Source organism: Streptomyces sp. HNM0645 (genome assembly GCF_030056615.1).
Classification (GTDB): domain Bacteria; phylum Actinomycetota; class Actinomycetes; order Streptomycetales; family Streptomycetaceae; genus Streptomyces; species Streptomyces marianii.
Window position 1 is genome coordinate 49039 of sequence record NZ_JASHLT010000062.1, and the last position, 26522, is coordinate 75560.

General features: G+C 73.1%; 16 protein-coding genes. 3 read left to right on the forward strand and 13 right to left on the reverse strand.

The genetic code is table 11. The features are described from left to right. Positions 1–35: 35 nt before the first annotated feature. The 11 genes from QMZ92_RS31745 to QMZ92_RS31795 all read right to left on the reverse strand — a co-directional run bounded on the left by QMZ92_RS31745 (position 36) and on the right by QMZ92_RS31795 (position 20637). Complete coding sequence (locus QMZ92_RS31745) at positions 36–2870, reverse strand: non-ribosomal peptide synthetase (protein ID WP_283301024.1); 2835 nt, start codon at positions 2868–2870, stop codon at positions 36–38. Continuing rightward, positions 2863–6954, reverse strand: coding sequence for a non-ribosomal peptide synthetase (locus QMZ92_RS31750; RefSeq protein ID WP_283301025.1), 4092 nt, complete (start codon positions 6952–6954; stop codon positions 2863–2865). Before QMZ92_RS31750 ends, QMZ92_RS31745 begins: the two co-directional genes overlap by 8 nt. A gap of 210 nt (positions 6955–7164) precedes the next feature. Beyond that, the gene (locus QMZ92_RS31755) at positions 7165–8463 is read right to left on the reverse strand and encodes an MFS transporter (protein WP_283301026.1); all 1299 of its coding nucleotides are present in this window, start codon (positions 8461–8463) and stop codon (positions 7165–7167) included. Between the two features lie 63 nt (positions 8464–8526). Next, positions 8527–9642, reverse strand: a complete 1116-nt coding sequence (locus tag QMZ92_RS31760) for a winged helix DNA-binding domain-containing protein (protein WP_283301027.1) — start codon at positions 9640–9642, stop codon at positions 8527–8529. A 356-nt stretch (positions 9643–9998) separates the two neighbouring features. Further along, positions 9999–13946 (reverse strand): non-ribosomal peptide synthetase, encoded by a 3948-nt coding sequence (locus QMZ92_RS31765; RefSeq protein ID WP_283301028.1) that lies wholly within the window; start codon positions 13944–13946, stop codon positions 9999–10001. Beyond that, complete coding sequence (locus QMZ92_RS31770; protein ID WP_283301029.1) at positions 13943–15175, reverse strand: cytochrome P450; 1233 nt, start codon at positions 15173–15175, stop codon at positions 13943–13945. Before QMZ92_RS31770 ends, QMZ92_RS31765 begins: the two co-directional genes overlap by 4 nt. Position 15176: 1 nt before the next feature. Then, the gene (locus QMZ92_RS31775; protein ID WP_283301030.1) at positions 15177–15464 is read right to left on the reverse strand and encodes an MbtH family protein; all 288 of its coding nucleotides are present in this window, start codon (positions 15462–15464) and stop codon (positions 15177–15179) included. Between the two features lie 3 nt (positions 15465–15467). Next, positions 15468–16217, reverse strand: coding sequence for a thioesterase II family protein (locus QMZ92_RS31780; RefSeq protein WP_283301031.1), 750 nt, complete (start codon positions 16215–16217; stop codon positions 15468–15470). A 3-nt stretch (positions 16218–16220) separates the two neighbouring features. Next, positions 16221–18053, reverse strand: coding sequence for a non-ribosomal peptide synthetase (locus QMZ92_RS31785; RefSeq protein WP_283301032.1), 1833 nt, complete (start codon positions 18051–18053; stop codon positions 16221–16223). After that, on the reverse strand, positions 18050–19561 hold the full coding sequence (locus QMZ92_RS31790) for an aldehyde dehydrogenase family protein (RefSeq protein WP_502962181.1): 1512 nt from the start codon (positions 19559–19561) through the stop codon (positions 18050–18052). The genes QMZ92_RS31785 and QMZ92_RS31790 overlap by 4 nt, the downstream gene beginning before the upstream one ends. Before the next feature lie 89 nt (positions 19562–19650). Then, complete coding sequence (locus tag QMZ92_RS31795; RefSeq protein ID WP_283301034.1) at positions 19651–20637, reverse strand: AfsR/SARP family transcriptional regulator; 987 nt, start codon at positions 20635–20637, stop codon at positions 19651–19653. A gap of 256 nt (positions 20638–20893) precedes the next feature. Here QMZ92_RS31795 and QMZ92_RS31800 point away from each other — a divergent pair, with 256 nt between their 5' ends. The 3 genes from QMZ92_RS31800 (at position 20894) to QMZ92_RS31810 (ending at position 24592) form a co-directional block, all read left to right on the forward strand. After that, positions 20894–22492, forward strand: coding sequence for a tryptophan halogenase family protein (locus QMZ92_RS31800; RefSeq protein WP_283301035.1), 1599 nt, complete (start codon positions 20894–20896; stop codon positions 22490–22492). A gap of 182 nt (positions 22493–22674) precedes the next feature. Further along, positions 22675–23316: a flavin reductase family protein gene (locus tag QMZ92_RS31805; RefSeq protein ID WP_283301036.1), complete on the forward strand. Its 642-nt coding sequence runs from the start codon at positions 22675–22677 to the stop codon at positions 23314–23316. Next, on the forward strand, positions 23303–24592 hold the full coding sequence (locus tag QMZ92_RS31810; RefSeq protein ID WP_283301037.1) for a cation:proton antiporter: 1290 nt from the start codon (positions 23303–23305) through the stop codon (positions 24590–24592). Before QMZ92_RS31805 ends, QMZ92_RS31810 begins: the two co-directional genes overlap by 14 nt. 123 nt (positions 24593–24715) lie before the next feature. Here the strand turns inward: QMZ92_RS31810 and QMZ92_RS31815 are convergent, their stop codons facing one another. Together QMZ92_RS31815 and QMZ92_RS31820 are read right to left on the reverse strand one after the other, a co-directional pair. Then, positions 24716–25732 carry an ABC transporter substrate-binding protein gene (locus tag QMZ92_RS31815; RefSeq protein ID WP_283301038.1) on the reverse strand — a complete coding sequence of 339 codons (1017 nt, stop codon included), beginning with the start codon at positions 25730–25732 and terminating at the stop codon, positions 24716–24718. 16 nt (positions 25733–25748) lie between these two features. Next, the gene (locus tag QMZ92_RS31820) at positions 25749–26522 is read right to left on the reverse strand and encodes an ABC transporter ATP-binding protein (RefSeq protein WP_283301039.1); all 774 of its coding nucleotides are present in this window, start codon (positions 26520–26522) and stop codon (positions 25749–25751) included.

Sequence of the window (26522 nt, forward strand, 5' to 3'; positions counted from 1 at the left end):
GACCTCGCCCGGTTCGATGCGGTGGCCGCGCAGCTTCAGCTGCCGGTCGGTGCGGCCGAGGAACTCCNGAGGACGGGCTCGCCCCCGGCGCCGGGCCGGGCGACGGCGACGGCCTGCTGCACGGAGGGGTGACCGAGGAGCACGGCCTCGACCTCGCCCGGTTCGATGCGGTGGCCGCGCAGCTTCAGCTGCCGGTCGGTGCGGCCGAGGAACTCCAGGTTCCCGCCGGGGAGCCAACGCACGAGATCACCGGTGCGGTAGAGCCGTTCGGTCTCGGGGCCGTCGGCGTAGGGGTTGGTGACGAACCGTTCCGCCGTCAGTTCGGGCCGCCCGAGGTAGCCGCGGGCCACGCCGGGCCCGGCGACGCACAGTTCGGCCGGTACGCCGGGCGGTACGGGACGCAGCCGCTCGTCCAGGACGAACGCCTGGTGGCCCGGCATCGGGCGGCCGATCGGCGGATTGCGGTCGTAGCTGCCGGCGCAGTCCATGAGCGTGACGGCGACGGTGGCCTCGGTCGGGCCGTAGCCGTTGACGAACCGCCGCTCCCCCGCCGTCCATTCGGCGACCAGCTTGCCGGGGAACGCCTCACCGCCGACGGAGACCAGCCGCAGGTCCGGCAGGCGGGCCTGGTCGAGCAGGGGCAGCAGGGCGGGCGGCAGTTCGGCGACGGTCACCGCGTCGTCGCGCATCCGGGTCTCGAGGAGGGCCGGGTCGCGGCGCTCGTCGTCGGTGGCGATGACGAGTTCCCCGCCGGCCAGCAGGGTGGTGAAGACCTCGAAGACGGAGACGTCGAAGGTGAGCGGGGCGAAGTGCAGGACGCGGTCGCCGGTGCCCATCTCGTACGCCCGGGCGATCGTGCGGGAGAAGTGGGTGACCGAGCGGTGCTCGATCATGACGCCCTTCGGGGTTCCGCCGCTGCCGGAGGTGTAGAGCACGTAGGCGAGGTCGGCGGGGTTCGACGTCGGTGCCAGGGACGGCACTTCGCGCACCGGGGCCGTGGTGCCGGCCGTGACGAGCTCCAGCGGTACGGGCAGGTCGGCCCCGTCGTCGACCAGGGCGTGCCGGACGCCGGCGTCGGCCAGCACGGTCCTGGTCCGCTCGGCCGGGGCGGCCGGATCGACGGGCAGGTAGTGGGCACCGGCCTTGAGGATGCCGAGCAGGGCCGCGACGGCCGCCGGACCCCGACCGAGGCAGACGGCGACCGGGTCACCCTGCCGTACTCCCCGGTCGCGCAACCGGTGGGCGATGGCCTCGGACCAGCGGTCCAGGGCCGCGTAGTCCAGCGTCGTGCCGCCGTGCCGGACGGCGACGGCCTCGGGCTGGATGGTGGCGCGCTCGCGGAAGGCGCGGTCGAGGGTGGCGGTCCAGGCGGCCTCGTCCACCGGGCCGCCGCGGGACAGTTCACGGGCGTGCCGGGACGCCGCCGGCTCCTCCACCAGGCTGATCTCGCCGATGGGGAGGTCAGGGTCGGCGGCGACCTGCTCGATGACCCGGCGGAAGGCCGTCAGCAGCGCGGAGGCGGTGCCATGGCGGTAGAGCGAGGTGTTGTACTCCAGGGACAGCTCCAGCCCGTCGTTCTCGCCGACGAGGAAGCTCATGTCGAACTTGGCGGCTCCGTCGTGCAGTTGCTCGACGGCGAAGTCCACGTCGGCGGACCGGCTGGTGTGCGCGCCCCAGCGGCCGAGCGAGGTGAACTCGATCTGGAACAGGGGGTGCCGCAGCGGGTCGCGGACCGGCCGTACGGCGTCCACGACCTGCTCGAAGGGGAGCTCGCTGTTGGTGAAGGCGTCCATGACGGTGCCCGCCGTGCGCGAGACGAGTTCGCGGAAGGTGAGGCCGTCCCCCACCTCCGTGCGCAGGGTGATCATCTGGACGAAGCAGCCGATGACCCGTTCCAGGTCGGGGTGGGGACGGGAGGCGCTGGCCGTGCCGACGACGACGTCCTCGGTGTGGGTCCAGTGCCGCAGCAGTGCGTTGAAGGCGGCGAGCAGGGTGGTGAAGACGGTGGTGTCGGAACTCTCGGCCAGTGCCCTGAGCCGGTCCAGCAGGTCCTGCTCCAGCCGGAGGCTCAGTCCGCGGCCGTCGCCGCGGGTCTCGGGGCTGCGCGGATGATCGGGCATGACCTCGGTGGCCTCGGCGCCGGCGAGCAGCTGCCGCCACTTGTCGGCGAGTGCCCTGCGGTGCTCCTCGTTGTCGAGTTTGGCGCGCTGCCAGGCGGCGAAGTCGGCGTACTCGACGGGCGGGGCGGCCGGTTCCGGGCGCAGGCCCTGGACCGCCTGGGTGTAGCAGGAGGTGAGCTCCTCGGTGAAGATGCGGGTGGAGCCCGGGTCCCAGACGACGTGGTGGACGACCCACAGCAGTACGTGCCGCTCGTCCGCGAGCCGCACCAGGTGGGCGCGTACGGGCGGGGCTTCGGCCAGGTCGAACGGCGCCGACGCGCAGGACGCGGTGAGTTCGGCCAGCTCCCGCTCCGGGTCCTCACTCGCGCCGAGGTCGCTGGTCTGGACGCCGAGGACGAAGGCGGGCACGGGTTCCTGCCAGGGCACCCCGTCGACCTCGACGAGCCTGCTGTGGAGGACCTGGTGGCCGGCGACGACCGCGTTGACCGCCTCGTGCAGCGCGGCCCGGTCGAGCGGCCCGTCCAGCCGGACGGCGAGGGCTATGTTGTTGCGGGCCTTGCCGGCGCCCAGCCGGTCGACGAACCACATCTGCTCCTGCTGGAAGGAGGCGCGGGAACGCGGCCCGTGGTCGGCGCGCTTGAGTTCGACGCGGTGGCCGACGCCTGCGGTCATCTGGTTGCGCATCCGGCCCAGCAGCCGGGAGCGCTGCCCCTGGGGCAGCCGGCCGAGCCGTTCGGCGAGGTCAGACATGGGTTCCTCCGTTGCGGTGCAGATCGGCCAGCAGCGCGGCGAGCCGGTCGGGCAGATGCTTGGCGAAGTAGTGGCGGCCGCCGGGGATCACGGCGAGCCGCAGGTCCGGGGCGTACCGGCCCCACGCCCGGTGGCCCTGCTCATATCCCTGGGTGGCGTCGTCGGCGTCGCCGACGACGCAGGTGAGCGGGGTGGCGAGCGGCCGTTCGTAGCCCTGGGGCGTACGGGCGAAGAACCGGGCGGCCTCGGTCATGTCGTGGCGGACCATCCGCATCACGGCCGTCAGGTCGCCGTCGTCGAGGACGCCGTCGAAGCCGTCCATGGCGGTGAGGTAGGCGACGAGGTCGTCGTCGCTGGAGGTGCGTTCCATCTCCAGGGCGAACTCTGGGTCGTCCTCCGGGAGCGCGGCCGCCAGGTGGAGCGCCACCGGCCGCAGACCGTCGCGTTCCAGCACCCGTGTGGTCTCCAGGGCGGCGACGACGCCGGCGCAGTGGCCGTAGACCGCGAACGGTCCGGTGACGCTGCGGGCGATCTCCCGGGCGGCGAGTTCGGCGAACTCGCTGACGGGGAGCATGGGGCCCGGGGCGAGCGGGTCGTGGCCGGGCGGGGAGACGGCCAGCAGTTCGATGTGCGGCGGCAGTTCGGCCGCAAGGGGCCGGTAGGCGATGGCGTCGCCGCCGCCGTGGGGGAAGCACACGAGGGTCAGGGCGGACCTGTCGTCCTCGTTCCCGGAGGACAGCCGGTGCAGCAGCCGGTGGGGTTCCGTCCCCCCGCCGCTGCCGCCCAGCTCCTCGGCACGGGCGGCGAGGCCCGCCGGCGTCGGGTTGCCGAACAGGTCCACCACACGCAGCGCGTGGGCCTCCGGCAGTGCCTCGGCGACGGCCCGGACCGCGCGTACGGCGGCGAACGAGTCGCCGCCGAGGGCGAAGAAGTCGTCGTCGGCGCCGACCTCGGTGAGTCCCAGGACGTCCGCCCAGACCGCCGCGATCCGGCGGGCCGCCGGAGTCCCCGGGTCCGGGCCCGCCGGCGCGGCGGCGGATCCGTCCGACGGAGCGGCGGCGCGGCGCGGTTCGGGCAGGGCCGTGCGGTCGACCTTGCCGTTGGGACTGAGCGGAAGCCGCTCCAGGACGACGAGTTCGGCGGGCACGCAGTGCGCCGGGAGCACCGTGCCCAGCGCGCTGCGCAGGGCGGCGGTGTCCGGGACCGCGCCGTCCTCGGGCACGACGTAGCCCACCAGGCGTGCCGAGCCGGCGGCATGCCGGGCGACGACGACGGCCTCGCGAACGCCGGGCAGGTCGCGCAGGGCGCCCTCCACCTCGCCGGGTTCGATGCGCAGCCCGTTGAGCTTGATGCGGAAGTCGGTGCGGCCGAGCAGCTCGACGGTCCCGTCGGGCAGGTAGCGGGCGAGATCCCCGGTCCGGTAGAGCCGTTCGGTGCGTCCGGGTTCGAGTTCGACGTGGACGAACTTCTCGGCTGTCAGCTCCGGCCGGTTGAGGTACCCGCGGGCCAGCCCGGTCCCGCCGAGGTGCAGTTCGCCGGGCACGCCGACCGGAACGAGCCGGTCCTCGGAGTCGAGGATGTAGGTGCGCTGGTTGGCCATCGGCCGGCCGTACGGCAGCTTCGTCCAGCCCGGCTCGACGCGGCCCACCCGGTACTCGACGGAGTGGATGGACGCCTCGGTCGCCCCGCCGAGCGCCGCGAACCGCAGCCCGGGGGCGAAGGCCCGGATCCGGTCGGGCTGGGTGACGGGGATCCAGTCGCCTCCGAGGAAGGCGGCGCGCAGGCCGGGCAGCGCGGGACCGGAGGCGTGCTCCAGCTGGTCGAGGAGCAGCCCGAGCAGCGCGGGCGCGGAGTTCCACACGGTCACGCCGTGCCGCTCGATCAGCTCGGCCCAGTGGGCCGGGTCCTTGGCGGCCGCGGGGTCCGGCAGGACCACGGTGCCGCCGGCCGCGAGCATGCCGAGCGTCTCGTAGACGCTCATGTCGAAGCTGGGCGAGGAGAGGGCGAGGACGGCGTCGCCGGGGCCGATGCCGTAGGAGCGGTTGAGGTCGAGCAGGTTGTTGACGACCCCGCGGTGCTCCAGGGCGATCCCCTTGGGTGTGCCGGTGGAGCCGGAGGTGAAGATGACGTACGCGAGGTCGCGGGAGGTGACGGGGACCGCGGGACGGGTCGCGGGGAACGTCTCCAGCAGCGGCCGGTCGGCGTCCAGCAGGATCCGCTCGGTGCCGGGGCGGAGCGGCAGCCGGCCCACGACTTCCGCGTCGGAGACGACGATCGGCGCTGCCGCGTCGTCGAGAAGCAGGCCCAGGCGCTCCTGCGGGTACTCGGGGTCGAGCGGGACATAGGCGGCACCCGCCTTGAGGACGGCGAGGATCGCGGTGATCAGCCCGGGGCCCCGGCGCAGGCACAGGGCCACGGTCCGGTCGGGGCCGGCGCCCGCCTCGGTGAGCCGGTGGGCGAGCCGGTTGGCGCGCTCCTCCAGCTCCCGGTAGGTGACGGTCCAGCCGCCCAGGCCACCGCAGACGACCGCCGCGGCGTCCGGCCTGCGGTCGGCGTGCTCCTCGAACAGCTGGTGGAGGCAGGCGTCCTGGGGGAAGGGGGCCCGGGTTGCGTTCCAGTCGTCCAGCGCGGCGCGGCGCTCGGCACCGGTGAGCAGCGGGAGGTCGCGGAGCCGTGCCTCGGGGCGGTCGACGGCGCCTTCCAGGGTGGTGAGGAAGTTGCCCAGGAGCCGGTCGACGGTTGCGGCGTCGAAGAGGTCGGTGGGGTACTCCACCAGGGCGCGGACGGTGCTGCCGGTGTCGTGGACGCTGATCATCAGGTCGTACTTGGTGGCGCGGGAGGCGAAGTCGAGGGGTTCGGTGGCGAGTCCGGCGAGTCGCGGCGCGGTGTCGGGGGTCTCGTCCAGCAGGAACATCACGGAGGTGAGCGGTGGCCGACTGGGGTCGCGCGGCAGTCCGGCCGTGTCCACGATCAGGTCGAACGGCAGCTCCTGGTGGGCGTACGCCTGCAGCGTGGTGTGCCGGGTGGCACGGACGAGTCCGGCGAACGAGAGGTCGCCGGGCGCGACGATGCGCAGCGGCAGGGTGTTGACGAAGAAGCCGATGAGGTCGCTGAAGGCGGGGTGGTCGCGGCCGGACACGGAGGTGCCGACGACGATGTCGTCCTGGCCGGTCCAGCGGCGCAGGGTGGCGGCGAACCCGGCCAGCAGCGTCATGTAGAGGGTGGCGCCCTCGGACTTGCCGAACTCCCTGAGCCGGTCGATGAGCCGTGGGGGCAGTTCGACGTAGCGGGACGCTCCCGAGTGGCCGAACACGGGCGGCCGGGGCCGGTCGGTGGGCAGGTCCACGGGGCTCGCACCGGCGAGTTCCTCGCGCCAGAAACCGGTGAGGCGTTCCAGCCGCTCGCCGCTGATGCGGCGGCGCTGCCAGGCCGCGAAGTCGGCGTACTGGAGGGCGAGCGGGGACGGCGGTGGGGTCCGTGCCCCGGTCCGGGCCGCGTAGGCGCGCTCCAGTTCGGTGGTCAGCAGCCGCATGGACCAGCCGTCGGTGACGATGTGGTGCAGGTTGAGGACGAGGACGTGGTCGTCGGCGGACATCCGGGCGAGCGAGGCGCGCACCGGGATGTCTCCCGCGAGGTCGAAGGGGGCGGAGGCGTCCGCGTCGTAGAAGGCGCGGACGGCGTCCTCGTCCGGCAGTTCGGTCACCGGCAGCGGAAGCCGGTGCCCCTCCAGCACCCGGGGCACCGCCTCGGCCGCGCCCGGGACGTCCTCGTGGACGGTGCGCAGGATCTCGTGCCGGTCCACGAGGTCCTGGAGCGCACCGTGGAGAGCGGGGACGTCGAGGGGACCCCGGATACGGGTGGCGACCGGCACGTTGTAGGCCGGGCTGCCGGGCTGGAGCTGGTCGACGAACCACAGCCGGCGCTGGGCGAAGGAGAGCACCGGCGGCTCGTCCGGGTCCCGCGGTGCCGGGTCCGGGTCCTCCCGTACGGCGGCGCGTCCCCCGTTGCGGCCCGCGAGGGCCTGGAACAGTGCCCGGCGGGACTTCGGCAGTGCGGCTATGCGTTCGGCGAGGGACTCGCTCACCTTGTGCCTCCGTGCGTGTGGTCGAGGGAAGACGGCGGGGGGCGCGGGGGTGCGGATGCGCGCCGGCGGCACCGCCGCCGGTGCGGTGTGCGGCTGCGGAGCGGGGGCCGGCCGGGGCCGGCGCCCGCTCCGGGGCGCGGGGAGCCCCAGGACGTGTTGCGGCGGTCCCTCCCGCCCTGTGGGCGGACGGAGCTACTTTCGCAACACGCCCTAGGCGCCGATCTTGGTGTCGTTCCCGGCGGACGCCGCGGACTCGGTGCCCGGGGTGTCCTGTGCCTCGGGGGCGTCTCCGCCCGGCATCTCCCTGATGGCGGCGACCGGGCCGCCGAGCAGGGTCAGACCGCCGATGGCGGTGATGACTCCGGCCACTGCCAGGGCGCCGGTGAGGCCGAGCGCCTCGCCGAGCGCGCCGCCCACCAGGTAGCCGAGGGACAGTGCGCCGTAGACCGCCGAGAGGGCGGTGCCGCTGACGCGGCCCATCTGCTCGTTGGGCGTGACGCCCTGGACCAGGCTGAGGACGTGGATGTCGAACATCGGGGACACGAAACCGATGACGGCCTGGACCACGATCAGTCCGACGAAGCCGGCGACGGCGCCGCCGGTCGGGACCAGGATGTAGCCGGCGCCGAGGACGACCGCCGTCAGGACCAGGGTGCGGCCCAGGGTGAGCGCCTTGGAGACCTGCTCGGACAGCACCGCGCCGACGATGACGAAGACGGACATCACGGCGAAGGCCGCGCCCACCTGGCCGGGGCTCAGGTCGAGGACCTTGTAGGCGTACACGATCAGCAGCGCGTCACCCATCGCGGCACCGAGGTTGACCACGACGTTGGCGGTGAACAGGCTGCGCAGGACGGGGGTTCCGAAGAGGGTCTTCAGGCCCTCCTTCATCTCGGCCTTGGCCGAGGCCTTCGTCTCCTGCACCCTGGCGCGGGTGTCGCGGTGCCGGATGAGGAGCAGGGCGACCAGGGAGACGAGGAAGGTCAGCGCGTCCGCCGTGATCGCGCGGGCGGCGCCGAGGAACTGGATCAGCGCGCCACCGGCGCCGGCGCCGACCGCCTCGGCGACGCTTCGGCTGATCTGGAGCTTGGTGTTGCCCTCGACGAGGTTCTCGGTGCCGATCAGCTGCGGCAGCCAGGACTGGTAGGAGACCTCGAAGAAGGCGGTCAGGATGCCGGTGGCGGCGGCCACGACGTAGACGTGCGTCATCGTGACGGAGTCGAGTGCGAAGGCCAGTGGGATGGTGCCCAGCGCCAGGAAGCGGCCGAGGTCTGCCACGATCATGACGGCGCGGCGCGAGACCCGGTCGGCGACGAGCCCGGCGACCGGGGCGAGCAGGAGGAACGGGAGGAAGCGCAGCGCGCCGAGCACGCCGACCTCGAACGCTCCCCCGTCGAGAAAGACGACCGCGAGGGTCGGCAGCGCGAGCAGCGAGATCTTGTCACCGAAGTTGCTGACGGTCTGCCCGAACCACAGGCGGTTGAAATCGGAATGCCGACCGAGTGCCATGTCGACGCCCTTTTCTGATCGGGGACGGAATTGTCGGACGGCACTGAAGGTACGGACGCGCGGTTAGTGTCCGGTTACGAATCCGGGCGGTTGGAGACCGGTCGTAGAGAGCGTGTGAGAACCGTTGTAGAACCGTGCGAGATCGGCGCCCTCACGGGCGATCCCGGCCTCGATCTCCTCGGTCGCGGCCTCGTCCGCCGCCACCGCCTCCGGCGGTTCTCCGCCGGCGAAGGGCTCGACGACGGGGCCGCTGCCGCGCCTGCCTCCCGACCAGGTGCCCACCGCCCAGCCGTCGACCATGACGGTCGCCCGGATGATCCCGCCGCCCGGCCAGACGCGGCGCTCGTGGGCGGCGGGCACCGACAGTTCCCTGCGCCGGTATCCGACAAGGTAGTTGTCGTAGGCCGGAAGCAGCCGTACATCGCCTCGGGGAATTGCTTCCGCGTTTTCCCGGGAGGGTTCTCCCGCGGCCGCCCAGGCCCTTTTGCAGACGGTGGCGCGCAGCCCCGACCAGTGCGCGAGATCGGCCGCGTCCGAGGGACCGTGTGCCCGCCGGTAGCGGCGGGCCAGTTCCCTCTCCGCGGCCTCCCCGGAGAACGACGGCGGGCCGTCCGACGGCAGCCAGTCGTCGAGGAGGACGAACGTCGCCTCACCGTCGCGCTGGGGCCCGTGGCAGACGAGCCCGGAAAGCGCGGCGCGCCGGATGAGGTGGAACGCGGACTGGCCCTTGGACTCGACGCCCAGGGTGGCGAGGCGTGCGGTGAGTTCGGCCCGGGTGAGCGGTCCCTCGCCGTCGACGGCCTTCACGATCAGCCGGGACGCACGGTCGCACAGGGACTCGTCCAGGCCGAGTTCCCGCAGTCGGCGGGCGCCGAGGGCCAGTTGGACGGGCCCGAGCAGTCCGAGCAGCCAGCGGGCGTCGGCGGCCGGGACGAGCTGGAGCGTCCCGCGCATGAACCAGCCCCGTACGGCGGTCCGTTCGGAGTCGGTGGCATGCCGTACGTCGTCGGCGGTCAGCCCCTCGACGCGGGCGCGCAGGCCGAGAGCGGCGGCGCCGAGGTCCTGCGCCTGGATGGCCACGACCCGCTCCAGGGCGCCGGCGACCGTCTTCTCACGGGCCCGGCCCCCGATCGCCTGTGCGTGTGCTCTCAGCAGCCGGTCGGCGGTTCGTCGTTCCACAGTTCCTCAGTCTTTCACCGGAATGGTCCCTGCGGCTGCCGGACGCCCTCCGCGGCCGCATCTGTCTCACGGGCCGCCGCACGGGCGGCCCGTCCCTGGGGCCGGCCTTCCGCCGAGCTCCGGCCGGTCGTGCGGGCGTTCGCACCGCGGTCGTCCCCCGCACGAGCGTCGGGCTCCGCGCCGGAAGCCCGAGGGTTTCGGCGGCGCGGAGCCTGACGAGAGCGTGTGCGGAGACGTCGTGGTGGTGGTCGGCGGCAGCCCGGTCCCGTTCGCCGCGGTCTGCCCGCCTCCCCGCCCGCGCTCCCGAGTGGCGCGCGTGGGAGGACCGGCGGCGGGGGCCGCCGCCCCGGCGCCCTTCAGTGCCTGCGGCGGAGCACCGCGTAGTAACCGGGGAGCAGCAGCGCCTCGGAGTCCGACTCGGGGTCGACGGCGTGCAGCCGTACCGCCTGGTCGTGCACGACCTCCCAGTCGTCCGCAGGGAAGGCGGCGGCCAGTTCGGGGCGGGTGAAGCGGTGGGAGTGCCGGACGCCGGCCGCCTCCAGCGGGCCCACCAGGTCCTCGGCCCGGCCGCGCTTTCCGCCGACGAAGCCGAGGTAGCCGAAGGAGTTGCTGGAGTAGTCGGGCTCGTGGACGATCAGCACTCCGTCTCGCCCGAGCAGCCTGCCCGCGACGGACGCGAGCCGGGCCCGCGCCGCGTCGTCGAGGACGTGGAAGACGCCACGGACGAAGATGTTGTAGGGGCCTTCGCCGAGGGCGGCAGCCTGGGTCGCGTCGGTCATGTCGACGGCGAGGTGGTCGACGTTGGCCACCCCCGCCTCGCGCGCCTCCCGGACGGCGTGCTCGATCGCGCTGGAGGACACGTCCACGCCGACGACGCGCGGGTAGTGCGCGGCGAGTTCACGGCTGTAGCGGCCGTTGCCGCAGCCGAGGTCGACGACCGGCATGTCGTCCCGGAAGTGGCGCTTGGCCTGGTCGAGCAGCCAGGTGAACTCCTCGCCGCTGTCGGCGTCCCAGATGACGTCGCCGCCGCGACCGGTGCGCTCGATGCCCGCCCAGTAGCGTTCCCAGGCGTCCCCGGTGTCCCGTTCCCCGACGGCCTCGGCGGCGGTCGTGTCCTCGCCGGGCGGCGGCGAGTGGCGCTCCCAGGTGTCCTCCTCGCCCAGCGACTCGACGAGGGCGACGAACTCCTCGAACATGCCCTCGACCAGACCGTCCGGGTACACCGCGGGAAGGTGGTCCCAGTTGAACGTGAGGCCGCCCGCCTTCTCGAAGACCTGGAAGTCCAGCGAGACCTGAGGGGTCTGGGAGATGCCGTAGACGGGCACGCCGAGCTCGTTCTGCTCGTAGTTCGGCGGGTGGCCGGCGAGGCTGGTCATCACCACGGGCATGGCCGGGGCGAGGGTGCCGCGGAGCCGGGTCAGTTCCCGCAGCACCTGCACGCCGCTGAAGTAGCGGTGCTCCAGATCGGCCCACAGGCGCCGCTGGAGGGCCTGCGCGCGGCCGGCGAAGGTGGTGGCCTCCTGCTCGACGGCGAGCAGCAGGGTCGTCGTGGTGTCCGCGAGCAGCGAGTTGACCTGCGGGTGCAGCGGAAGCCGGTTGAAGAGGGGGAAGTTGACGGTGAACCTCGCCTGCCGGGAGGCCCTGCCGAGGATCTCCGCGTAGGCGGCGGCGAGCACTCCGGACGCGGTGATCTTGCGGTCGCCGGCCCGTTCCTGGATGCGGTTCCACAGGTCGGCGGGGACGATGTGGCTGAGCCGTTCGAAGCGGACCGGCAGTTCCGGGGCGTCCGCCGGGCGCTCGGGGAGCTCCGGCGCGGGCGGCAGTCCCGCCAGGCGGTCCCGCCAGTACCACTCGGAGCGGCGGTAGAGCTCGCTGTCCCGCAGGGAGTTCCCGACGGCCAGCACGTAGTCGCGGAACGTCAGCTCCAGCGGTGGGAGTTGGGCCGCCGGGTCGGCGTAGTACGCGACGAGGTCCGGCACGAGGACCTGGAAGTAGCTCCAGGCGTCGGCGACGAGGAAGTCGAGGCAGAGGTGGATCCGGGCGCGGCCGCCGCCGAGCAGGCTGATCCGCACGTCGAACAGGGGCCAGCTGTCGGCGTCGAGGACCTGGTGGGACAGCCGGTCCCGCAGGACGGCGAGCTCCGCATCGCGGGCGTCGGGGGCCAGCGCGCCGAGATCGGTGACGGGGATGTCGTAGTCCGGAACCTCCTCGTACACCTGCTGGGTGCCGTCGGGGAGGATGCGGGTGCGCAGGGCGTCGTGGCGCTCCACGAGGAGGCGCCAGGCGGTCTCGAAGCGGGGTACGTCGAGGCTCTCGCTCTCCCATTCGAAGTAGCCGTGGCAGCCGACGTTGCCGAGGTCGACGAGTCCGCCGCGGCCGATCCACAGCGCCTGCTGGCTCTCGGTCAGCGGGAAGGGCGCGAAGCGACCGGCCGGGTCGGGCACGATGGCGGGCAGTCCGCCGAAGCCGTCCCGCCCGCCCTCGCGCCGGGTCACCACGATCTCGCCCAGTTCGGCGACGGTCGGGCGGGAGGACAGGTCGGACAGGCTCAGTTCGACGCCGTAGCGCCGGCGGATCTCGTCGATCAGCTGGAAGGCGAGGAGCGAGTGGCCGCCGAGGTCGAAGAAGTTGTCGTGGATGCCGACGACCTCGGTGCGGAACGCCCCGGCCCACAGCCGGACCAGCCCGTCCTCGATCTCGTTGCGCGGGGGCTCGTATCCGGTTCCGACGCCGTCGTGGGGCTCCGGCGGTTCGGGGAGGGCGCGCCGGTCGACCTTTCCGTTGGCCAGGCGGGGCAGTGCGGGCAGGACGACGACCGCGGACGGCACCATGTAGTAGGGCAGGGTGCGGGCCACGGCGGCCCGGACACCGGCGGGGCCCGGGTCCGTGCCGGGATCCGCGGCGACGTACGCCACCAGCCGCCGGTCGTCGGCGGCGCGTTCGTGGACCACCACGACGGCCCCGGCGACACCGTCGACGCCGGCCACATGGGTCTCGACCTCGCCGAGTTCCACCCGGAAGCCGCGGATCTTGACCTGGGCGTCGGAGCGGCCGAGGAGTTCGACTGCGCCGTCCTCGCGGCGGCGTGCCAGGTCCCCGGTGTCGTACAGCACCGGATGCGGATCGCCGTCGACGGCGACGCCCGTGCGGAACTTCGCCGCGGTGAGGTCGGGGCGGCCGTGGTAGCCGGCGGCCACTCCGGCGCCCGAGACGTGGAGCCGCCCCACCTCGCCGTCGGCGACCGGCCGGTCGTGCTCGTCCAGCAGGTGCACCCGCATGTTGGCGATGGGCACGCCGACGGGGACCTGGCGGGTCGTGCGGACGGCCTCGGGGGTGGCCTGGCTGGTGAAGTCGACGCCCGCGCCGAGGTCGAGGCAGGTGAGGACGTTGGTGGTCTCGGTGGTTCCGTACGTCATCACGACCCGGAACGGTGTGTCGGTGGGCGGCCAGGAGTGCACCCGCTCCGCCGTCGTCACCAGGACGCGCAGCACGGTGTCCGCCGGCCAGTCGAGCGCCCAGACGGGCTCGGCGAGGGCGGCGACCAGCATGGTGTGGGTGATGCGCTCGGCGGCGAGCCAGTCGCGGATCTGCTCCGGCGTCTGCGCCCGGCCCGCCTCGGGGATGTGGACGGCGGCGCCGAGCGGCAGATAGGGAAGCCACTCCATGATCTGTACGGCGAAGCCCGGCGTCGACATCCAGGAGGCCCGGTCACCGGGGCGCACCCCGTAGGCGCGGGCGGTCCAGTGCACCAGGTTGGTGAGTGCGCCGTGCCGCTCCAGGACGGCCTTGGGGGTGCCGGTGGAGCCGGAGGTGTAGATGAGGTGGCTGATGGTGTCGGGGCCGGTGGCCACGCCGACCGGGGTGCCGGGCCGGTCGAGACCGGCGGTGGCCACCTCGGCGCGGGCCACGTCCCCGGGCAGGCGCGCGGCGGTCTCGGGGGGCGTGAGCACCAGCAGGGGCTCTGCGTCGGCGATCATCGCGGTGAGCCGCTCGTCGGGGTTGACCGGGTCGAGCGCCACGATCGCGGAGCCCGTCTTCAGGATCCCGAGGGATCCGATGACGTAGTCGGCCCCGCGCGGATAGCACAGGCCGATCCGCTCACCGGGACCGGCGCCCCGCGCGATCAGGGCGTGCGCCAGCCGGTTGGTGGCGGTCTCCAGCTCCTCGAACGTCCAGACCCGGCCGCCGTGCACCAGCGCGGGGGCCGCGGGGGTACGGGCGGCCTGCGCGGCCAGGAGCTCCGGATAGCCGGTGCGGGGGAAGTCCGTGTCGGTGCGGTTGAAGTCGGTCAGTGCGGTGGTCACAGCGCGGCCCTTTCTCGGGGTGCGGGGACTCGGCTGCGCAGCAGCCGCACCGGGAGGCTCCTGATGCCCCAGGTGAAGTTGGACGAGTTGAAGAGCGCGGGTCCGGTCAGTTCGAACCCGTCGAGCCTGCCGAGCATCTCGTTGAGCAGGGCGCCGAGTTCGAAGCGGGCGAGCCGGGCCCCGAGGCAGAGGTGGCGACCGTGGCCGAAGGCGACGTGCCGGTTCGGCCGCCGGTCGACGCGGAAGTCGTGCGGGTCGGTGAAGACGTCCTCGTCGCGGTTGGCGGAGACGTTCCACAGCGTGACCCGGTCGCCGGCGGCGATGGGCGTCCCGTTGACCTCGGTGTCGTGCAGGGCGGTGCGCAGGGCGTGCACACCCGGTGTGGTCCAGCGCAGGATCTCCTCGACGGCGGGCGCGATCCCGGCGGGCCCGAGGCTCCGCAGCAGGTCCCACTGTTCGGGCAACTGCGCGAACATGTGCACCGCGCCGGCGGCCGAGTAGCGCGTGGTCTCGTTGGCACCGGAGAGCACGCCGTTGCAGTTGAAGACGATCTCCTCGTCGCTGAGGGGCCGTTCGGTTCCGTCGCCCTCGTCGACGAGGGTGTCGTGGGCGATCTGGCTGACCAGATCGTCACCGGGGCGGGCCCGCCGCTCGGCCAGCAGTTCCATGAAGTAGAGGAATATCTCCGAGTGGGCGTTGCTGCGCACGGACTCGTCCGGGGAGTCGAACGCGTCGGTGGTGAGCGCCCCGATCCAGGCCCAGTCGGCGCGGGGGATGCCCATCATGGCGCAGACCACCCTGTTGGGGAGTTGCTTGGCCAGGTCGATGAAGTCCAGTTCGCCCAGTTCGGCGCTCTCGGCGACGAGTTCGGCGACGACACGGGTGACGAGGGTCTCCAGCCGAGGCATCTGCTGGGGCCCGAACGCCTGGTAGAGGGCCCGCTTGAGCCGGGTGTGGTGGGGCGCGTCGGACACGATCAGCATGCGTTGGGCGACGGCGGTGACGGCGGCGGGGTCGCTGCCGAGCCGCATGCCCTGGGCGGAGCTGAACGTGTCGCTGTCGGCGTACACCCGCATGATGTCGCGGTGTTTGCTGAGCACCCAGAAGCCCTCGTCCCCGCCGCCGGGGCCGGGATGCCGGTGGACGGGGTCGTTGGCGCGCAGCCAGGTGAAAACGGGCCAGAACTCGTTGCGTCCGAAGGGCTCCGGGTCGAGCAGGTCGATGTGCATCTCAGGCTCCTTCGCCCGCGCCGGCGGCGGCGCGGGGGGCCGCGGTCGCTTCGCGCACACTGCGCGGTCGGGTGTCGGTCCAGTGCGCGTCCACATGGGCCACGCACTCGTCCTCGCTGCCGCTGAAGCCGTCCGGTGTCCAGCCGTCGGGCACCTCGCGCGCCGCGGGGTAGAGGGCGTACTGCTCCTCGTCGTTGACGAGGACCTGATGGGTCGTGGGCACGGCGTCCTCCGGGCTCGGGGCGGTGCTGCGGGAAGGGGGGACCGCCCTGTCGGGCGGATCACCCACCGGTCAGGCGGGGGTGCCGGCCGCGGTCGTGTCGTCCCGCAGCAGTGAGGCGAGGTGTTCCAGGACCGGCGCCGGGCGGCGCAGCACGGCGTGGTGGCCGCCCTCGACGCGGTGCACCCGGAAGCCGGCCGTGGTGACGGAGGCCCAGCCGGCCAGGTCCCCGACGGTGACGGTCTCGTCGCCGGCCGCGCTCCAGGCGTGCACCGGCACGCGCAGCGGGTCGCCGGGCGTGTGGGTGTAACTCAGGGACAGCACGGCGTCCTTGCGGAGCATGGCGACCATCAGGGCCCGGGTGTCCTCGTCGAGGAACGCCGGATCGAGCCCGGCCGTGTCGAAGAGCTTGTCCAGTTCCTCGTCGTCCTCGACGATGCCCCGACCGGCGCCGTCCCAGTGCCCGGGCGCACGGCAGGCGCTGACCACCAGAACGTCGGGCGTCACCCGGCGGGCGACCTCGTATCCGATGAGTCCACCGAAACTGTGGCCGAAGACGACCAGCCGGCGGCCTCCCGCGACGACCGGGCGCAGCTCTGCGCTGATCGCCTCGACGGCCTCGCCGAAGGTCTCCGGCATCGGGTCGCGCCAGCGGTTCTCACGTCCGGGCAGTTGCACACCGTGGACCTGGGCGACACCGGCAAGGGCCTTGGCCCAGGCGCGGAACTGCTGGCAGCCGGCCCCTGCCTGCGGCAGGCAGAGCAGCGCGGGCAGGGCCGCGTCGTCCGGGCCGGTGGGCCAGGTGGAGATCCAGCTTCCCATGGCTCAGGCCCCCTCGGCGGTGCGCAGGGCGGTCTCAGATGCCCCTGACTCGGCCGCCAGGCGGTCGAGTTCGGCGGCGACGTCCGCGACGGTCGGTCGGGAGAGCAGCGTTCCGAGCGTGAGGCGCAGCCCGGTGGTCCGCCGCAGTTCAGCGACGACGCGGGCCGCGGCGAGCGAGTGTCCGCCCAGTTCGAAGAAGTCGGCGTCCGGTCCCGGGACCTCGCGCTCCAGAGCCTCGGCCCAGACCGCCATGACGTCGCGCTCACGCGCGCCGGCGTTGCCCGCCTCCTCCTCCCGTGCCGGCTCCGCGAGCCGGCGGGCGAGTTCGTCGCGGTCGGCCTTGCCCGTGGTCAGGGTGGGGATGCGGTCGACGACCCGGACCGTCGCGGGCACCGCCGCCTCCGGTAGCAGCTTGGCGCAGTGCCCGGTGACGGAGTCCGCCAGTGCGCCTTCCGCGCCGGGGGCCGCGACAACCGCGAGTCCCAGCGTCTGACCCGAGCCCAGGACGCAGGCGGCGGCGGCGACGACCTCGGGGAGTTCGGCGGCGACCCGCTCGACCTCGCCCAGTTCGATGCGGTGGCCGCGGACCTTCACCTGGTCGTCGCGCCGGCCGCGGTACTCCAGTTCGCCGCCGGGTCGCCGGACCACGAGGTCCCCGGTGCGGTACATCCGCGCGCCGCCGCCCTGGAACGGGTCGGGCAGGAACCGGGCGGCGGTGAGCCCCGGCCGGTTGCGGTAGCCGCGGGCCACGGCGGGTCCGCCGAGGTAGAGCTCGCCCTCGATGCCCTCGGCGACCGGGATCAGGTCGTCGTCGAGCACATAGGCGCGGTAGTCGGGCAGCGGCCGTCCGATGGTGCTCACATCGTCACCCCGCTCGCTGTCGGCCCAGGTGGCCGCGATGGTCACCTCCGTCGGCCCGTACACGTTGAGCAGCCGCCGACCGCGCGAGAAGCGCTCGGCCAGTGCGGCCGGGCACTGCTCGCCGGCGACCACGACGACCTCGGCCCCGCTCAGCGCGCCGCCGTGGGCCGCGAGCAGCGACGGGGTGAGGGAGGCGGTGCGCAGTCCTGCGGGGATCGGTTCGCGGCCGGCGTCTGCGGCCCGGCGCAGCCCGTCCAGGGACAGGTCCACCAGGGCGACGCCCTGGCCGTGCACGAGGTAGAGCAGGGTGCACCACAGCCAGCCGTCGAAGGCGGGCGAGACGGCGTTCAGGCCCAGACCACCGGGCTGGGGACCCAGCCCGGCGAGGGCACGCACGAAGGTGTCGAGGCCGCGGTAGGTGACCTCGACGCCCTTGGGACGGCCGGTGGTTCCCGAGGTGTAGATGACGTAGGCGCAGCCGTCCGGTCCCGGATCGACCACGTCGAGCGGGCCGGTCGCGGCGCTCGCCCGGCAGGCCGGGCCGGCCGGGTCCAGGATACGGACGCCGGTGACGTCCAGTCCGGCGGGCACCTCCGGGGTGACCAGGACGGAGACCCCGGCGTCGTCCAGCACGGACGCCAACCGCTCCACGGGGTGACCGGGGTCGAGCGGCACGGCCGTGGCGCCCAGGCTCCACACGGCGAGCAGCGCGGGCACGCTGTCCCGGGACCGCCCGAGGAGCAGGCCCACGGCGGTCTCGGGACCGGCACCGGCGGCGGACAGTCCGGCGGCCATCGCCGCGGTGCGCGCGATGAGCCCGGCATGGCTCAGCGCACCGTCCTCGGCGCTGACCGCCGGGTCGTCGGGCCGTTCGCGGGTCCAGCGCTCCAGTGCCGCGAACAGGGGCGGGAGAGCGGCGTCCGGCCCCTCGTGGGCGGGCCGCACCTCCGGCGCGGCGGCGGGGTGGGCGGTCATCCGTCGTTCCTCTCCTGGCCGGGGTCGCCGGCCGGCACGGCGGCGCGCAGACGCGGACCGACGACCTCGCCGCCGGACGCCTGGGGCAGCTGCATCGACTTGGTCTCGAGGAAGGCCTCCAGTCCGGCGGCGCCGCACTCGCGGCCGATGCCGGACTGCTTGAACCCGCCGAACGGGGCAGCGGGGTTGAACGCACCGCCGTTGACGTCGACGAGGCCCGTACGGAACCGGCGTGCCACGCGCTCGGCCCGGGCGTCGTCGCCCGACCAGACCGCACCGTGCAGTCCGTAGCGCGTCCCGTTGACGATCCGTACGGCCTGGTCCTCGTCGTCGTAGGGGATGACGCACAGCACCGGCCCGAAGATCTCCTCCTGCCCGATGCTGGTCCGCGGGTCGACGTCGGCGAAGATCGTGGGGCGGACGTAGTAGCCGGTGTGCAGCCCGTCGGGCCGGCCGGCGCCGCCGTGGACCAGCCGGGCGCCGCCCTCCGTCTCGCCGCGGCGTATGTACTCGCCCACGCGGGCGTGCGCGGCGGCGGACACCAGCGGGCCCAGGTCCGTCGCGGGGTCGCGGGGATCACCGGTCACATAGCCGTCCATGATCCGGCCGGCGAGTTCCACCGCTTCGTCCTGGCGCTCCCGGGGCACCAGCAGCCGGCTCCACTGCAGGCACGTCTGGCCGGTGTTGAAGAGCACCTGGTCGACCGTGGCGCCGACGGCGGTCCCCAGATCGGCGTCGTCCAGGACGAGGCTCGCGTTCTTGCCGCCGAGCTCCAGGTGGATCCGCTTGACACCGTCGGCGCCCAGGGCCGACACCCGGCGCCCGGCACGGGTGGAACCGGTCAGCGACACGACGTCGACGAGCGGATGGGCGACGAGCGCGGTACCGAGGGTGTCGCCGGTGCCCACCGTCATGTTCACCACACCGGGCGGCAGATCGGCCTCGGCGAACACCTCGGCGAGGAGCCGGGCGTGCAGCGGAGTGAGTTCGCTGGGCTTGTGGACGACGGTGCAGCCGGCCGCGAGGGCGGGCAGCAGCTTCTGCACCGTGAGCAGCAGCGGCACGTTCCACGGGGTGATGCAGGCGGCGACACCGGCGGCCTCGCGCACCACCAGCGAGTGGCCCACCCGCTCCTCGAAGCCGTAGGCGGCGGCGGTCTCGACGCAGTGCGCGGCCATTCCCACGGCCAGCCCGACCTGGGTCTGCAGCGCCATGCGGGTGGGAGCGCCCACCTCGGCGGTGATGACGCGGGCGAAGTCCTCGGCGCGGCGCTCCAGTCCCTCCACCACGCGGCGCAGCAGTGCGGCCCGTTCGCGCACGGGCGTGGCGGCCCAGCCGGGGAAGGCGCCGGCGGCGGCACGCACGGCGAGGTCGGCGTCGCGAGGGCTACCGGAGGGCACGGTGGCGAGCGGCTGCTCGGTGCCTGGGTCGGTGACGACGAGACGGCCGTCGGCGTCGGAGGCCGTCCAGCGACCGCCGATCCACTGGTCGTCGTAGCGGGGTGGCAGGGCGGATGCGGACGGTTCGGCCGTCGGTGCGGCGGAGTCCTGCGGCACGGTCAGCACGGTCACGGTGGATTCCTCACTGGGTCGCTCGGTCACTGGGTTCGTGCGGGCGGGACGAGTCCCGGAGCAGCTGTGGGCGGCCGCGGCCCGGCCCGGAGGCCGGCCGTGGGGGCGGCGAGGCCCAGGGCGGATGTCCGGGCGTCGGGCCGGGTTCGCCGTACGGCACGCGGGCGGAGTCCGGAGAGTGCCGCGGCGGTCACCGGTGCGGTGCGCGGCGGGGTGACGGCGGCCCGGGCGGGCAGCATCGCGTGGAGCAGCCGGTCGGTCTCCCGGGACGGTGCCACCGCGAGGTCGTCCCGCAGCCGGCGCGCGCACAGTTCGTACCAGCGGCGCACGCAGGCGTGTTCGCCGCGCTCCCCGTGCGCCGTCATCAGCGCCCGGTAGGTCTCCTCGTGGTGCCGGTCGATGCCGAGGGTGCGGCGGCAGACCTCGATGAGGTCCGGGAAGTCCTCGCGCTCGGCGGCGTCCGCGCGCAGCACGTCCAGGGCTCGCAGGGCCAGCGACCGCAGGTACTCGCGGTGTTCGGCGACCCAGTCGGCGCGCTCGCCGCGGAGGAACTCCCCCGCGTAGAGCGCGACGGCGGACCGCAGCGGCTCGCGGGCGAGGGCCCGGTCGCCGGACGCGGCGGCTCGGAGCCCGGCGTGGGCGAGCTCCTGGAAGCGGTCCACGTCCGACCAGAGGTCGGCGATGTCGAGGGCGTAGCCGAAGTCGCGGTAGTGCAGCCGGATTCCGGACTCGCCGGAGCCGTCGGGGTGGGCGTCGAGGACCCGCCGCAGTGCGTGCGCGGCGACCTTCAGCGAACTGTCGCCGGCAGCCCCGTCGGAACCGGGCCACAGTGCCTCGTACAGCCGGTCGCGGGTGAGGGTCTGACCTCGGTGGATCACGAGGTACTGGAAGAGTCCCCGGGACTTTCCGGCCCGCCAGCGCCGCACCGGGACGCCGTTCACGGTCAACTCGAAGTCACCCAGGAAGCGGATGCGTACCGCATGCCGTGCAATTCCGGTCACCGCGGTGGTCATCGCTTCCTCCTGAGGTCCGCCGCATGCCGTTCTGCCTGCGGCGATTCTGTTCCCGGGGTCTACATCCGGCCTATACCGGCCGGATAGCGCCTCTGTAGTTCCGTCATAGAGCGGCCGCGCACGCTGAGGCTCCGACGGCCCCGGCCGGCGCCGGAGGTTCAGGTCCTGCCCGGCCGGTCGTGCCGCGTCCGGCCCGCCTCTCCGCCGGCTCCCGGCGCCCGACCGCGATTCCCGACTCAGAAATGAGGGCTGCTCCATGACCAGCACCGACACCCGACTGAAGAAGGTCGTCATCCTGGGCGGCGGCACGGCCGGCTGGATGACGGCCGCATATCTGGGCAAGGCTCTCCAGGGAACGGTCGACATCACGGTGCTGGAGGCGCCGACGATTCCGCGGATCGGGGTCGGCGAGGCGACCGTGCCCAACCTGCAGCGCGCGTTCTTCGACTACCTCGGCATCCCCGAGGACGAGTGGATGCGGGAGTGCAACGCCAGCTTCAAGATGGCCGTGCGATTCGTGAACTGGCGGACCGAGGGCCGGGGCGAGTCGACGGCCAGGACGCTGCCGGACGGCCGGCCCGACCACTTCTACCACCCCTTCGGGCTGCTGCCCGACTACGACCAGACGCCGCTGTCGCACTACTGGTTCAAGCGCAAGTACGAGGGCAGCACCACGGAGCCGTTCGACTACGCGTGCTTCCGCGAGCCTCCGATCATGGACGCGATGAAGGCGCCGCGCTGGCTCGACGGGCGCTCGGCCACCCGCTACGCCTGGCACTTCGACGCCCAGCTCGTGGCCGACTTCCTGCGCCGCTTCGCCGTCGAGAAGCAGAGCGTCCGGCACGTCGAGGACGAGATGACCGAGGTGGTCCAGGACGAGCGGGGCTTCGTCACCTCGCTGCGGACGAAGAGCGGCAAGGACCTGGGCGCCGACCTCTTCGTGGACTGCTCCGGTTTCCGCGGGCTGCTCATCAACCGGGCGATGGCCGAGCCGTTCATCGACATGAGCGACCACCTGCTGTGCGACAGCGCGGTCGCCACCGCCGTGCCGCACGACGACGAGGCCGGCGGCGTGGAGCCCTACACCTCCGCGATCGCGATGTCGTCGGGCTGGGCCTGGAAGATCCCGATGCTGGGCCGCTTCGGCACCGGATACGTGTACTCCGGCAAGTTCGCCGACCAGGACGAGGCGACGGCCGAGTTCGCCGCGATGTGGGGCCTGGACCCGGACAAGACGGCCTTCAACCACATCAGGTTCCGGGTGGGGCGCAACCGCCGGGCCTGGGTGAAGAACGTCGTCAGCATCGGGCTGTCGTCGTGCTTCCTGGAGCCCCTGGAGTCGACGGGCATCTACTTCATCACCGCCGCCATCTACCAGCTTGCCAAGCACTTCCCCGACACGACCTTCAACGAGGGTCTGGTCGACGCCTTCAACCGCGAGATCGAGGTGATGTTCGACGACACCCGTGACTTCATCCAGGCGCACTTCTTCTACGCCCCGCGCAACGACACGCCGTTCTGGCAGGCCAACAAGAAGCTGACGCTCCCCGACAACATCCAGCAGAAGATAGCGGCGTACCGCGCCGGACTGCCCATCAACTCCCCCATCACCGACGAGTCGACGTACTACGGCAACTTCGAGGCCGAGTTCCGCAACTTCTGGACGAACGGCAGCTACTACTGCATCTTCGCCGGCCTGGGCCTGGAGCCGGACGCGCCGCTCCCCGCCCTGGCCTACAAGCCCGAGTCCGTGGCCGGGGCGGAGCCGCTGTTCGAGACGGTCAAGCGCCAGCAGCAGAACCTGCTGGAGACGCTGCCGAGCGCCTACGAGTACCTGAAGCGACTCCACTCATAGGCCGATCGGGGGCGGGGGCTCCACCCGGTCCCCGCCCTCGACACCTCCCAGGCTCCGCAAGCACTCCGGCTCGGATCCGGGCCGGTCCAGGACCCGGTCCACCGCCGTTCCCACGGCCCGGCGCCCGGCGCAGTCCGCCGGACGCCGGGCCGTACTGCTTCGTCATCCACAGGGAGTCAGACATGCCCACCTTCCCATCTCGTCCTGACGTACCGGACGGAGAACCAGCCGAGGGGACACCGGCGGCAGAGGATCCCGTCGTCCTCCACGAGGCGGACCTCCGGCCCTTCATGGCCGCCTTCCCCTCTGGCGTCTCCGTCGTCACCACCCTCGATGCCGACGGCCTGCCCCGCGGCCTGACCTGCAGCTCGCTGGCGAGCGTCGCGCTCGCCCCGCCCACCTTGGTGGTGTGCATCCGGACGGCGAGCCCGACCCTGGAAGCGCTCCTCGCACAGGGGCAGTTCGCGCTCAACCTGCTGCACGAGCGGGCCCGGGGCACGTCGGACCTGTTCGCTTCCGGCGACCCGGCCCGCTTCGAGCGCACCGAGTGGCGGCTGCCGCTGGGGGCGAGCGGTCCGCACCTGACCGCGTCCGCCCACGCCGTCGCCGACTGCACGGTCGTGAAGACCGCGGCCTTCGGCGACCACACGGCGGTCTTCGCCGAGGCCCGCCGGGTCACCGTGCGCCCGTCGGCGCAGCCGTTGCTGTACGGGCTGCGCCGCTACGCCGAGTGGTCCGCAGCCGCGGCGGCGCCCCCGCCGGCCGCTTCCCCCCGCCCTCCGCACGTCGTACCGCCCGAAGGAGCCGCCCGTGTCCGCGGCTGAGACCATGCCCGCGGTACTCGTCGCCGTACCGGCTGCGATCCTCGCGTGCCAGGCCGGCGCCGTGCTCCTGCGGAGGGTCGGCCAACCCCCCGTGATCGGCGAGATCGCCATGGGCATCGTCCTCGGCCCGTCGCTGCTCGGCTGGCTGTGGCCCGAGGCGCAGGCCTGGCTTTTCCCTGAGTCCGTTCTGCCGTACACCTCGGTGCTCGGCCAGCTCGGCCTGCTGGGCTTCATGTTCCTCGTCGGGCTGGAGCTTGACCTCGGCACGCTGCGCGGCAGTTCGCGGACGGCGGTCGCGGTCAGCCAGGCGGGCATCCTGGTGCCGCTGGGCCTGGGCGCGCTGCTGGCCTTCCCGCTGTACGGCCGACTGGCGCCGGACGGGGTCCAGTTCCTGCCCTTCGCCCTGTTCGTGGCGGTGGCCATGAGCGTCACGGCGTTCCCGGTGCTGGCCCGGATCCTGGTCGACCGGGGGCTGTACGGAACTCCGCTCGGCGCACTCGCGTTGGCGTGCGCGGCGGTCGACGACGTCGCCGCGTGGTGCCTGCTGGCGCTCGTGGTGGCGCTCGCCGCGGCCGGATCGCCGTTCGACGCCGTGTCGGCGGCCGGGCTCACGGTCGCCTTCGGTGCCGCGATGCTGCTGGTGGTCCGGCCCCTGCTCGCCCGGTGGGCGGCACGGGGCCGTGCGGACCGGGCCAACGACGGGGTGGTCCTGGTCCTGCTGTTCAGCGGTCTGTGCCTGTGCGCGCTGGCCACGGACCTGATCGGGGTGCACACGCTGTTCGGCGCGTTTCTCTTCGGCGTGGCCACGCCGCGCGGCCACCGGCGGGTCGAGGCGTCGGCAGCCCGGCTGCGCGCCGTGGTGGTGCCCGTCCTGCTGCCGCTGTTCTTCGTGCACACCGGGCTGAGCACGGAGATCGGGGCCCTGGCGGTGGACCCCGCGCAGTGGCTCTGGACCGGCGCGCTGCTCGCGGTGGCGGTGCTCGGCAAGTGGGGAGGATCGGCGGCCGCCGCGCGCCTGTGCGGGCGGTCCTGGCGGGAGGCCACGGCGATCGGGGCTCTGATGAACTGCCGGGGCCTGACGGAGCTGGTGGTACTGACCATCGGCCTCGAACTCGGCGTCATCGGGCCGGACCTCTTCACCATGCTGGTCCTGGTGGCCCTGATCACCACGGCGGTCACCGCCCCGGTCGTCAGTCGCCTTCAGCGCGGGAAACAGCAGGCGCCGGCGGAGCCGGCGGCGACACCACCGGCCGGGGCGGCCGCGCCGTCGGGCTGAGCGGCGCGCTCCCGCCCGCGGCCGCCCCGGCCGCGCACAGCTCCTGCCGGTGGGCGACCGCTCACCGGCAGGAGCTCTGCGCGGGGGCCGTCTCCGTCCGGACACGGCCCCCGCGGGCCGGGTTCAGCTCTCGAGGTCGCGCAGGTACTTCGCGAACTTCTCCAGGCCGTCGACGTTCCGCGGCCCGCTGATGCCCTCGTTGTAGTCGAGGACGAAGAAGTTGTTCTTCCTCACCGCGGGAAGCGCCCTCGTATGGGGGGACTTCCTCAGAAAGTCGATCTTCTTCTCGGCGGGCAGGTCGCCGTAGTCCAGGATCATGATCACTTCAGGCTCGGACGTGGCCACTGCCTCCCAGTTCACCTGGGTCCACCGTTGGTCGAGGCCGTCGAACACGTTCCTGCCGCCCGCTGCCGCGATGATGTCGTTGGGCGGCACCTGGCTGCCCGCGGTGAAGGGCTGGTCCGTACCGGAGTCGTAGAGGAAGACCGGCGCCGGATCGCCCTTCGGCGCCCGTGCCCTGACCGCCTCGACACGCTTCCGCAGACCGTCCACCACCTTCTCCGCCCGATCCTCGACCCTGAAGATCGCGCCGAGCCGGCGGAGGTCGGTGTACAGGGCTTCGAACGGGGTGACCCGCTCCGGGTGCCCGGGGTAGTTGAAGCAGCTCTCCGTGTGCATGAAGCTCTGGATACCGAGCTTGTCCAGGATCTCCGGAGTGATGCCCCGCTCGTCCTTGAAGCCGGAGTTCCAGCCGGCCACGACGAGGTCGGCCCTGGCCTCCACGACGAGTTCCTTGTTGAGGAGGTCGTCGCCGAGCATCTTCACCTCGGCGTACTCGGACGCCCAAGGGGAATCGCTCACAGGCGGGTTCGCCGGTGGCATCACATAGCCGTGCACATGATCGGTGAGGCCGAGGCTGAACAGCTTGTCGGCACTGCCGCCCTCGTACGCCACGGCGCGCTTCGGGGTCGTGTAGGCGACCGGTTCGCCGCAGCGCTTGACGGTGACCGTGCCGGACGCCCCGGCGTCGGATGCGGCCTCGGCGCCGCAGCCACCGAGCAGCAGGGCGGCGGCGAGCGCGGACGCGAGGGCGGTACGGTGGCGCCCCGCCGAGCCGCGGGTACGGGTGGTGCGTCGCATGTCGTGGACATCCCTTTCAGAGAGTGGGGTTGAGCGAATAGAGCAGTTGGGGATCGCCCGTCAGCGGGTGGGACACGACACTGGCCCTGACACCGAAGACCTCCTCGACCAGTTCGGTGGTGAGGACTTCCGCCGGCGCACCGGCCGTCACCAGGCGCCCCCGGGACAGCACGCCGATGCGGTCGCAGGCGGCGGCGGCGAGGTTGAGGTCGTGCAGCACTACCAGGACGGTGAGTCCGGAGCCGCGCAGCAGGCCGAGCAGTTCGACCTGGTGGCGGAGGTCGAGGTGGTTGGTCGGCTCGTCCAGCACCAGGATCTCGGGCTCCTGGACGAGCGCCCGGGCCAGCAGGACGCGCTGGCGCTCCCCGCCCGACAGGGTCAGCACACCGCGCCGGGCGAGGTGGCGGATGTGCAGCCGCTCCATCACCCGCTCGCACAGGGCCAGTTCCCGACTGCCGAGTGCCCGGACGCCCTGGAGGTGCGGAGTGCGCCCGAGCGCGATGACCTCTTCGGCCGTGAAGTCGAGGTCGAAGGCGCCGTCCTGGGTCACGGCGGCGACGAGCTGCGCACCGCGGCGCATCGTCATGCGGGAGAGGTCGTCCGCACCCACCCGCACGGTGCCGGACGTCGGCCGGAGTGCCCGGTACACACACCTCAGGGCGGTGGACTTCCCGCTCCCGTTGGGGCCGACCAGCCCCACGATCCGGCCGCTGTCCACTTCCAGGGACAGCTCGCGCACCAGGCTCCTGCCGTCGGTCACCACCGTGAGCCCGTCAAGCGTCAGATCCAT